Here is a 723-nt window from a genome sequence, read left to right on the forward strand (position 1 = left end):
GCCGCGTTCGGACCGGCCATCCTGCTCCTGGCCCGACTGGGCCTCAGGGCCAGCGAAGTCGCCAACCTCGACTTCGATGAGATCGACTGGGTGACAGGCCGCATAACCCTTGCTGGCAAGGCGCGGCGTGAGGAGCGCCTGCCGCTGACCCAGGAGATCGGGGACGCCATCCTCGCCTATATCGAGCGGGCGCGGCCACGGATCGCGACGACGCGGGTGTTCCTGACGGACACGGCGCCTGTCCGCCAGCTGAGCCGGATCGCCGTGAAGTGCATCGTGCGCCGCGCCCTCGACCGGGCCGGCGTCAAAAGTGTCCATCGCGGCGCCCACGTTCTGCGCCACTCCGCCGCGACGTCCATGCTGCGCAGCGGCCGAGACCTGCTCATCGCTGCGTGGTCGGAGCGTCTCGCCACATCAGCTCCGGCACAGCTGCGCGGTCGTCATGCTGCAGGCCACCCACGACATCCGGAAGGTTGCCCTGTGGCTTGGTCATGCCGACATCCGCACGACGGAGGCCTATCTCCGCATGGACCCCTCTGAAAAGCTGGAAGCGATCGAGGCGGTCATCCCGCCGGAGCTCAGGCGCGGCCGGTTCAAGGCACCGGATGCGCTGATCGCTTCCTTGCTCTCGGACCTGGAGGCACCGGCCGGATCGGAACGGGTCCGCACCTGAAGCGGCTCTCTCGCCCAATCGCCCCGGTCCTGCACCGGCATCGTGTTCGA

General features: G+C 68.6%; 1 protein-coding gene and 1 pseudogene. Both read left to right on the plus strand.

Annotated elements, in window-relative coordinates:
* Positions 1-36 precede the first annotated feature (36 nt).
* A pseudogene (locus FZ033_RS24720) lies at positions 37-255 on the plus strand (tyrosine-type recombinase/integrase); the annotation flags it as partial.
* Between the two features lie 55 nt (positions 256-310).
* Positions 311-673, plus strand: coding sequence for a tyrosine-type recombinase/integrase (locus FZ033_RS24725; protein WP_408068511.1), 363 nt, complete (start codon positions 311-313; stop codon positions 671-673).
* Positions 674-723 lie beyond the last annotated feature (50 nt).

Source organism: Xanthobacter oligotrophicus, assembly GCF_008364685.1.
Classification (GTDB): Bacteria; Pseudomonadota; Alphaproteobacteria; order Rhizobiales; family Xanthobacteraceae; genus Xanthobacter; species Xanthobacter oligotrophicus.